The 9625-nt window shown below is 32.9% G+C and carries 8 protein-coding genes and 3 pseudogenes; 10 read left to right on the top strand and 1 reads right to left on the bottom strand.

The window, feature by feature from the left end:
* Positions 1-256: 256 nt before the first annotated feature.
* Positions 257-1528, bottom strand: a complete 1272-nt coding sequence (gene glyA, locus PW5551_RS03605) for a serine hydroxymethyltransferase (protein ID WP_113074445.1) — start codon at positions 1526-1528, stop codon at positions 257-259.
* A 287-nt stretch (positions 1529-1815) separates the two neighbouring features.
* On the opposite strand from glyA, the gene PW5551_RS03600 reads away from it, so the two are divergent.
* The 10 genes and pseudogenes from PW5551_RS03600 to PW5551_RS03560 all read left to right on the top strand — a co-directional run bounded on the left by PW5551_RS03600 (position 1816) and on the right by PW5551_RS03560 (position 9539).
* Complete coding sequence (locus PW5551_RS03600) at positions 1816-3045, top strand: PLP-dependent aminotransferase family protein (RefSeq protein WP_113074444.1); 1230 nt, start codon at positions 1816-1818, stop codon at positions 3043-3045.
* A gap of 40 nt (positions 3046-3085) precedes the next feature.
* Positions 3086-4174, top strand: a complete 1089-nt coding sequence (gene buk, locus PW5551_RS03595; protein ID WP_113074443.1) for a butyrate kinase — start codon at positions 3086-3088, stop codon at positions 4172-4174.
* Positions 4171-5073: a bifunctional enoyl-CoA hydratase/phosphate acetyltransferase gene (locus PW5551_RS03590; protein WP_113074442.1), complete on the top strand. Its 903-nt coding sequence runs from the start codon at positions 4171-4173 to the stop codon at positions 5071-5073. The genes buk (PW5551_RS03595) and PW5551_RS03590 overlap by 4 nt, the downstream gene beginning before the upstream one ends.
* Positions 5074-5090: 17 nt before the next feature.
* Positions 5091-6162, top strand: a pseudogene (buk, locus tag PW5551_RS03585) (butyrate kinase).
* 14 nt (positions 6163-6176) lie between these two features.
* A complete protein-coding gene (locus tag PW5551_RS03580) occupies positions 6177-6854 on the top strand; it encodes a cobalamin biosynthesis protein CobQ (protein ID WP_113074441.1) in 678 nt (225 codons plus the stop codon).
* Between the two features lie 27 nt (positions 6855-6881).
* On the top strand, positions 6882-7115 hold the full coding sequence (locus PW5551_RS03575; protein ID WP_113074440.1) for a ferredoxin family protein: 234 nt from the start codon (positions 6882-6884) through the stop codon (positions 7113-7115).
* Positions 7116-7130: 15 nt separating this feature from the next.
* A pseudogene (locus tag PW5551_RS10465) lies at positions 7131-7623 on the top strand (3-methyl-2-oxobutanoate dehydrogenase subunit beta); the annotation flags it as partial.
* A 5-nt stretch (positions 7624-7628) separates the two neighbouring features.
* Positions 7629-8188, top strand: a pseudogene (locus PW5551_RS10785) (transketolase C-terminal domain-containing protein); the annotation flags it as partial.
* A 35-nt stretch (positions 8189-8223) separates the two neighbouring features.
* Positions 8224-8979, top strand: a complete 756-nt coding sequence (locus PW5551_RS03565) for a thiamine pyrophosphate-dependent enzyme (protein WP_113074439.1) — start codon at positions 8224-8226, stop codon at positions 8977-8979.
* A 17-nt stretch (positions 8980-8996) separates the two neighbouring features.
* A complete protein-coding gene (locus PW5551_RS03560; protein WP_113074438.1) occupies positions 8997-9539 on the top strand; it encodes a 2-oxoacid:acceptor oxidoreductase family protein in 543 nt (180 codons plus the stop codon).
* The last annotated feature ends 86 nt before the right edge of the window (positions 9540-9625 follow it).

Here is a 9625-nt window from a genome sequence, read left to right as displayed (position 1 = left end):
GAAGGGTGGATGCACGTTACGTTTTATGCTGCGAGACGGGGTAGTCAACTTCTTAAATTTGCTTTTAGCAAATTGAAAATCTAATTCAAAAGCAACTACCCCGTCTGTGACAAAAAGCGTCACAGCCACCCCTTCAAAAAGGGGAATAAAAGCAAATTTGGACTTAAGTCAAGATAGTAGACAGAAAAAAGGGGAATAAAAATCAACAAACCTCTCAAGAGGGGAATTAAAGCTAATATCATTTAGTGCGTTTGTTTTATTCCATTAAGTCATAATACATAGGGAAACGTTCACAAAGAGCTAACACATCTTTTTTTATCTTGTTTGCTAGGTCTAGATCTATGTTCCCTTCCTCATCCTTCACATTTTCAGAAACTCTAATAATTAAGCTTGCGATTTCTTTCATTTCTTCTTCTTTCATTCCTCTAGTAGTAACAGCGGGAGTTCCAATCCTTATACCACTTGTAACAAATGGAGAAAGTTTTTCTTTAGGAACGGTATTTTTATTTACAGTGATATTGCAGGTACCTAAAGCAGTTTCAAGTGCTTTTCCAGTAATTTTTAATTCTGATAAATCCAATAAAAATAAGTGTGTGTCCGTTCCTCCAGAAACTACCCTTAAATTATTTTCTTCAAATTCTTTACTTAAAGTTTTAGCGTTTTTAACGACTTGTTTTTGATATTCTTTGAATTCATCGCTCATTGCTTCTTTAAATGCTACAGCTTTAGCTGCTATTATATGTTCTAAGGGTCCTCCCTGTATTCCTGGGAAAATAGTTTTGTTGACTTTTTTATAAATTTCATTATCATTTGTTAAGATCAATCCACCTCTTGGACCTCTTAAAGTTTTATGAGTTGTTGAAGTTACAACATGTGCATATTCTACAGGATTAGGATGAATTCCTGCTGCAACTAAACCAGCAAAATGGGCCATATCAACTACTAAAAATGCCCCAACTTTATCTGCGATTTCTCTAAATCTTTTAAAATCTATTATCCTTGAGTAAGCACTTCCTCCAGCCACAATAACTTTTGGTTTTGCTTTCATAGCTAATTCTTCAACTTCGTCGTAGTCTATTGTTTCTGTTTCTTCACCTACCCCATATGATACTACATTAAATAATCTTCCTGAAAAATTAACAGGAGCACCATGAGTTAAATGTCCTCCATGACTCAGAGACATACCCATAAGCGTGTCACCAGGCTCCATAAGGGCAAGGTAAACCCCCATATTAGCTTGAGAACCAGAATGAGGCTGAACATTTGCATATTTAGCTTTAAATAGCTCTTTTGCTCTGTTTCTTGCCAAAGTTTCTACTTCATCTATAAATTCACATCCACCATAATACCTTCTTTTAGGATATCCTTCAGCATATTTGTTAGTAAAAATACTGCCTGCAGCTTCCATTACAGACTTTGAAGCATAATTTTCAGAAGCAATAAGTTCTAAACCAAGTTCTTGTCTTTTTAATTCTTTTTGAAGAATTTCATAGACTTCTGTATCAGATTTTTTCAAATTATGCCACACACATAACACTCCTCTCTTTCAATTTTGAACAAAAATATTTATAAAAAATTAATATTTTATATATTTTAACACATTTTGAATAGCTGAAAAAAACAAAAAATAAATCATACGTAATGTTAATATTTGATAATGAAATATTTTTCATGAAATTTTTTTCATATCGCTAATAATCGTTTGTAATTCTCTTTAATTGGGTATAATCGTCTCTAATCGACTTTGACTTATTTATATTATTAAACTATAATTTAATTAAGCAACAAATAAAAACTTGCAGAGGGGGGTAAGTAATGAATTTAGAAAATAAACTTTCATCAATTTCAAAATCTGCTAAATCCAATATTATAAGAGAACTATTGAAAGTTGCTAATGATCCTGGAATGATTTCTTTTGGAGGAGGTGTTCCTGATCCCGAGACTTTTCCAAGAGAGGAATTAGCTCAAATCGCAAAAGAAGTGATTGAGGAAGAATACAAATTTACTTTACAATATGGAACGACTGAGGGAGACAATGAACTAAAAGATGCTTATAAAGAATTATTGGAAAAACATGAAGGGATTGAAGGAGTTCAATACGATAACATGTTAGTTACCGTTGGATCACAAGAGGCATTGTATTTAATTGGTTTGGTCTTATTGGATGAAAGTTCTTACTGTGCAGTTGGAAAACCTGTTTATTTAGGAGCGGTAGGAGCATTTAAACAAAGATTTCCAAAGTTTTTAGAGATTCCCCTAGAAGATGATGGTATGAACATTAATATCTTAGAAGAACGATTAACAACATTATCAAAAGAGGGAAAGATAGATAAATTCAAATTTGTTTACGTGGTTCCTACTTTCCAAAATCCAGCTGGAGTTACTATGAGCTTGGAAAAAAGGAAAAGATTAGCAGAACTTGCTGATAAATATGATTTCCTTATTGTTGAAGATAACCCATATGGCGCTCTTAGATTTGAAGGTTCACCGATCCCCTCTATTTATAATTTAAATCCAGAAAGAACTATATTGTTGAATACTTTTTCAAAAATCTTATGTCCTGGTTTTAGAATAGGCATAATCATAGCAAATGAAAATATAATAAGGAAATTTTCAATTATTAAACAAGGAGTAAATCTTTGCACCCCTACCTTAACTCAAAGACTTGCTGCAAGATACCTTCAAAAACATGACAGGATTGAAGAATTAAAACCCACGTTAGAACTTTATAGATCGAAAAAAGATACAATGTTGGAAGCTTTAGAAAATGAGTTTCGAAATATCCAAGGTGTTAGCTGGACACGTCCAGAAGGAGGTCTGTTTACGTGGTTAACTTTTCCAGAAGAAGTTGATACTCTTGATATGTTTGAAGAAGCTAAAAAGAATAAAGTTTTGTATGTACCTGGAGAAGCTTTTTATGTAAACGAAGTTGAGAAGAATCATATGAGATTGTCTTTTTGTCTTCCTTCGCACGATGAGATAAGAGAAGGTGTAAGAAGGCTTAAGAATGTAGTTGAAGTTTATTTAAATAAAAAGACTATATGAAACCTGCTTTTTTGAAACGTTAGTTTGAGGAGGAAGTATTATGAAAAAAATATTGGTTATAAATCCAGGCTCAACGTCCACCAAAATATCAATCTTTGAAGATGATAAAGAAATTATTTCTGAGAATATTGAACATAAAGTTGAAGATATAGAAAAATGCAAAAAAGTAATGGAGCAGCTTCCTTTTCGAAAAAAATGTGTTGTTGATTTTCTAAAGAGAAATAATTTATCTATTGATGATTTAGATGCGATTGCAGCCCGTGGTGGAATACTGCCTCCCATGAAAAGTGGTACTTATAGGGTTGATGAAGAAATGGTAAATTATTTGAAAACAAAACCGATAGTAGATCACGCATCGAATTTAGCAGCAGTTATTGCATACGAACTATCCAAACAATCGTCTAAAGAACTTCCTGTTTATATTACTGATCCGATATCTGTGGATGAATTTATTCCACAATCAAGAATTTCAGGTATTCCTCAATTAGAGAGACATAGTTTATTTCACGCTCTAAATATGAAAATAGTTGCAAGATTTGCAGCAAATGAATTGAATAAGAAATATGAGGAATGTAACTTTGTTATAGTTCATCTTGGAGGCGGGATTTCAGTAGGTGCTCAAAGAAAAGGCTTAATGATTGATGTTAACAATGCTAGTGATGAAGGCCCTTTTAGTTCTGAAAGAAGTGGAGAATTGCCGATGGATGATCTTGCAAAATGGATTTTTAAGAATTTAACTTCTTATTCAAAAGAAGAAGTTAAGTCTAATTTTATAGGAAAAGGTGGTTTGTTTGCTTATTTAGGTACCCCAAGTTTAAAAGATGCTTTAGAAAAGGCAAATAAGAATGAATCAGCTAGATTAATAATCGATGCAATGGCTTATCAAATTGCTAAAGAGATTGGTGGAATGGCGGCATTATTGGGTGGAGAATTAGACGCAATTGTAATAACTGGTGGTATGGCTCAAAGCGATTATTTTGTGCAAAAAATAAAAGACAAAATAGATAAATTAGGATTGATAATGGTTTATCCAGGATCGTATGAAATGGAAGGTCTAGCTTTAGGAGCTCTCAGGGCACTCAATAATTTGGAAAGTTCAAAATTATGGGAGGGAGAAAAAGCATTATGAAAGTTGAAAGGATTGAACAGATAATACAGTTGATAAAGAAAGATTATACACATAAAAAGATAGCTGTAGCAGCTGCAGAAGATGAAGTAGTTTTAAAGGCGGTTCAAAAAGCAAAAGGAATTAATTTATGTGATTTTATACTATTTGGAGATGAAGCAAAGATAAAAAATATTTCTAAAGAATATAATATTGATATTTCAGATGTGGAAATTATACATACATCTAATACTCAAGATTCAGCTAGAAAGGCTATAGAATTTGTATCTAAAGGTGGAGCTGATCTACCAATGAAAGGGAAATTAGCAACTTCTGAAATATTGTCTGTTTATTTGAAAGATGAATTTGGGTTAAAGACAGGTAAGACAATGAATTTAGTTTGTGTTTTTGAAATTCCTAGATATCATAAACTTTTAATAATAGCAGATGCTGGAATGGTTATAGCTCCATCTCTTGAGCAAAAAGTGAGTATAATAAACAACGCCGTTTCTGTTGCTAATAAATTGGGAATAGATGAACCAAAAGTTGCAATTTTAGGGGCCTTAGAGAAGGTAAACTTAAAAATGCCTGCAACTGTAGAGGCCGCAATTTTAACTCAAATGAATCGAAGAGGACAAATAAAAAATTGTATTGTGGATGGTCCTTTTGCTATGGATAATGCAATATCAAAAGAAGCTGCTATTCATAAAGGTATTAATAGTCCGGTGGCAGGTGATGCAGATATATTGATTGTACCTGATATAGAAGCTGGAAATATTCTTTATAAAACGTTAGTATACTTTGCAGATGCTAAATTAGCTAGTTCTATCATTGGAGGAAAAAAGCCTGTAGTATTAACCTCAAGAGCAGATAGCGACGAATCAAAATTGAACGCAATGGCTCTTTCTATATTGATGTCTTAATGTGAAGGAGGAGCATTATGTACAAAATACTTGTGATAAATCCTGGTTCTACATCCACTAAAATAGCTATTTATGAAGATGAAGTTGAAAGATTAAAAAAAGTCATAGATCATGATGTTGAAGAATTAAGCAAATTCAACTCAGTTGCGAGTCAATATGAATTTAGAAAAAAATATCATTTTAAACTTTTTAGATAGAGAAGGCATAATTCTTTCCAGTTTCTCGGCAATAATAGGTCGTGGTGGACTTTTGAAACCAATTAAAAGTGGAACATATGAAATCAATGAAAAGATGCTTAGTGAACTACTTAATGCAAAATACGGAGAACATGAGTCAAATTTAGGTGCTTTGATTGCTTATGAACTCGCAAAAGAAATAAATGTGAAATCATACATTGCAGATCCTGTTGTTGTCGATGAAATGGAAGATATTGCAAGAATCTCTGGACATCCATTATTTGAGAGAAAATCCATTTTTCATGCATTAAATCAAAAGGCTGTTGCTAGAGCACTCAGTCAAAAAATAGGAAAAAGATATGAAAATTCTAATTTAGTAATAGTTCATATGGGAGGAGGAATCTCCATCGGTGCGCATAAAAAAGGAAAAGTTATCGATGTTAATAACGCGTTGAATGGTGATGGCCCTTTTACTCCCGAAAGATCTGGAACACTTCCTCTTACTGGCTTTATAAACCTATGCTACTCTAAAGAATATAGTGAAAAAGAAATAAGAAAGTTAATAAAAGGCAAAGGTGGTTTAATAGCTTATTTGGGCACAAATGATGTAAGAGAAGTAGTAAAAATGATTAAAGAAGGTAATAAGAAAGCGGAAGTAGTGTATTCAGCAATGGTTCACCAAATAGTGAAATGGATAGGAAAGATGTCAGCAGCACTAAATTTCGATGTCGATGCTATTGGTTTAACAGGTGGAATAGCTTATGAAAAAGAGTTTCTTGTGCCTTGGATTATAGAAAAGGTTCAATTTATAGCCCCCGTACATGTCTTTCCTGGGGGAGATGAAGAAAAAGCTCTAGCATTAGCTGCCCTTAGAATAATCAAAGGTGAAGAAGAAGTGAAAACATATAATTAAAGGGGAAACATTTGATGATAGATAAAATTTTAGATAGATATAAAGTTCATATTTTTATAGGTATGTTTGGTTCAGGAAAAACTGAGTTAGCTCTAAACACCGCCATAAAATTAAAAGAGCATAAAGATCTTGTAGCAATAGCAGATTTAGATTTTATAAGTCCTTATTTTAGAGTAAGGGATAAAAAAGATATATTGGAAGAACAAGGTATAAAAGTTATTACTCCTCCTGAAAAATATATGTATGCTGATGTTCCAATTATTTCGGCTCAGATAAGCGGATATATCACAAACCCTGAATTTAAGACGGTCTTAGATATAGGAGGTAATGAAGAAGGGGTAAGAGTTTTGGGTTCTCTTAAAAATTATATTGAAACAGTTGATAGCGTAACTTACTTTGTTATAAATACTAAAAGACCTTTTATGCAAGAAAAAGAAAATATAATTCGTAATTTGAGATTGATAGAGCAAAGTTCAAGATGTAAAGTTAATTATTTAGTAGCAAATACTAATTTGCAAGATGAAACAACACAGGAAATAATTAACCATGGAGAAGATTTATTAGAAGAAGTATCAGCTGAAACAAATATTCCAATAGCTTTTACTGTCGTTTCAGAAAAATTTAATAATGACGTGACTACAAAATTTAAAAAGTTCATTATAAAACGATTTTTTAGAGAATATGGTTTTTAAATTAAACAAATGAATGGAGGGAATCCCATGAAAGAGAAGAAATTCTCCCTTGAAATTAACCAAGAAAGATGTAAAGGATGTGGCTTATGTATTAATGCTTGTCCAAAAGATGTTCTTGAATTTTCTAAAGAATATAATAGTAAAGGTTACCATCCGGCTAGCATAAAAAACATTGAAAACTGTATAGGATGTGGTTTTTGTTATCAAATGTGCCCTGATGTATGTATAACAGTAAAAGCTTTAGAAAAGGCAAGGAGTTGATAAATTATGGAAAAAATTGATAAAGTTATGGTAAAAGGTACAGAAGCTATAGGTGAAGCAGCTATAAGAGCAGGTTGTAGATTATATTTCGGATATCCGATAACACCTCAAAGCGAGTTAACTGAATATATGGCAAAAAGACTACCAGAAGTTAATGGAACTTTCTTACAAGCAGAAAGTGAAGTATCTGTTGTTAATATGATTTATGGTGCAGCCTGCACGGGAAAAAGGGTTATGACTTCTACATCTTCGCCTGGGTTTTCTCTTATGCAAGAAGGGATGTCATACATTGCTGGCGCAGAGCTCCCTTGTGTTTTTGTGAATGTTGTTAGAGGTGGTCCGGGTTTAGGAGATATACAACCGGCTCAATCGGATTATTTTCAAGCCACCAAAGGTGGTGGACATGGTGATTATAAACTAATTGTTTTTAGTCCCGAATCCTTACAAGAAGCTGTGGAACTTACCATTCGAGCTTTTGATGTAGCGGATAAATATAGGAATCCAGTTTNGATNTTAATCAGATAGGTCTACTTGGCCAAATGATGGAACCTGTTTCTTTTCCGGATTTTAGAAACTTAACTACTTTGCCTGATCATTCAAACTGGGCTTTGAGAGGAACCAAAATAAAAAGAGAAGCTCATAGGGTTACATCTTTTGATTTGGATCCAGTTAAATTAGAAAAAATGAATTTGAGATATCAGGAAAAATATAAAAAAGCTGAAAAAAACGAAAAATTATTTGAAGAGTATAAATTAGAGGATGCTGGAGTAATATTAGTAGCCTACGGTACTATGGGAAGAATTGTTAAATCTGTTGCAGATATGGCAAGAGAAAAAGGTATTAAGGCTGGTGTTTTTAGGCCAATAAGTTTATGGCCATTTCCATATCTTGAGTTAGAAAAGTGGAGTAAAACTGCAAATTTATTTTTAACCGTAGAAATGAGTTCAGGTCAAATGATAGAAGATGTTAAACTTGCAGTTAACGGGAAAGTACCCATCGAATTCTATGGAAGAATGGGGGGTATAATACCTACTCCAGCCGAAGTATTGGCTAAACTAATGGAACTTGTTTAACTAAATAGTAAATATAACAAAGAAGGTGAAAAATAATGGCATATACTGAAAGATTTAAAACACCTACAGCTTTAAGCGAAAAAGAATTTACTTATTGTCCCGGATGTCATCATGGAATCGTTCATAGATTAATAGCTGAGGTAATAGATGAACTGAATATACAAGGAGAAACTTTAATGGTTGCTCCTGTTGGATGCGCTGTATTTTCTTACGAGTTTTTTGATGTGGATGGAACCGTTGCAGCTCACGGAAGAGCTCCCGCAGTAGCTACCGGTATGAAAAGGGCTAATCCTGATAGCATAGTTTTTACTTATCAGGGTGATGGAGATTTAGCTGCTATTGGTACAACAGAAATTATACATGCGGCTAATAGAGGAGAAAGAATCACAACAATATTTATAAATAATGCAATTTATGGTATGACAGGTGGACAAATGGCACCAACCTCTTTGCTTGGAATGAAAACAACCACAACCCCGTATGGAAGAAGGGAAAATGTTGAAGGTTATCCTATACATGTTTCTGAGGTTTTAAAAGAGTTAAATGGAGTGGCATTTTTAGCAAGAACAAAAGTAACTACTCCCCAAGATGTTATTAAAACAAAGAAATACTTAAAAAAAGCATTTTTAGCTCAAATTAATAATATAGGTTTTGGATTGGTCGAAGTTTTGTCTACTTGTCCTACTAATTGGGGATTAACTCCAATAGAATCTATGGAATGGTTAGAAAAAAATATGGTTAAGGAATTTCCTTTAGGAGTTTATGTAGATAAAATTGGAGATGCCCGATAATAATGGAGGTGAACAAAATGAGTTTTCATGGCTTAATAGCAGCCGGATTTGGTGGTCAAGGTGTTATGCTTTTTGGACAAATAATTTCTTTAGCAGCAATGATTGATGGAAAACACACGACTTGGATACCTTCCTATGGACCAGAAATGAGAGGAGGTACCGCAAACTGTACAGTCGTTGTTTCAGATGAATACATAGCTTCTCCTGTATTAGATGAACCCAACGAAGTAGTAGCTTTTAATATTCCGTCTATGATAAAGTTTGAAAAAACTTTAAAAGAAGGTGGATATTTATTATTAAACTCTTCGGTAATCGATAGAAAACCAGAAAGAAAAGATATAAATATTATTAAAGTTCCTGCCAATGAAATTGCAGAAGAATTAGGTAATTTAAAGGTATTAAATATGGTTATGTTGGGAGCTTACATAAAAGCTACAAAATGTGTGAGTTTACAAGCTATAGAAAAAGCTTTAGAAGAAAAGTTATATGGCAAAAAAAGTAAATTGCTTGAAATTAATAAAAAGGCAATAAAAGCAGGAATGAGAGAAACTGTAAAATAATAAAAAATGCTGGAATTAATTTCCAGCATTTTTTTAATTGGTATTAGTGCCATCTATTGATAAAATGCATACCTAGACCATAAATC

It is taken from the genome of Petrotoga sp. 9PW.55.5.1 (assembly GCF_003265365.1).
Lineage (GTDB): Bacteria > Thermotogota > Thermotogae > Petrotogales > Petrotogaceae > Petrotoga.
Note: the sequence above shows the minus strand (reverse complement) of the source record. Positions and strands in the feature narration are given on the sequence as shown.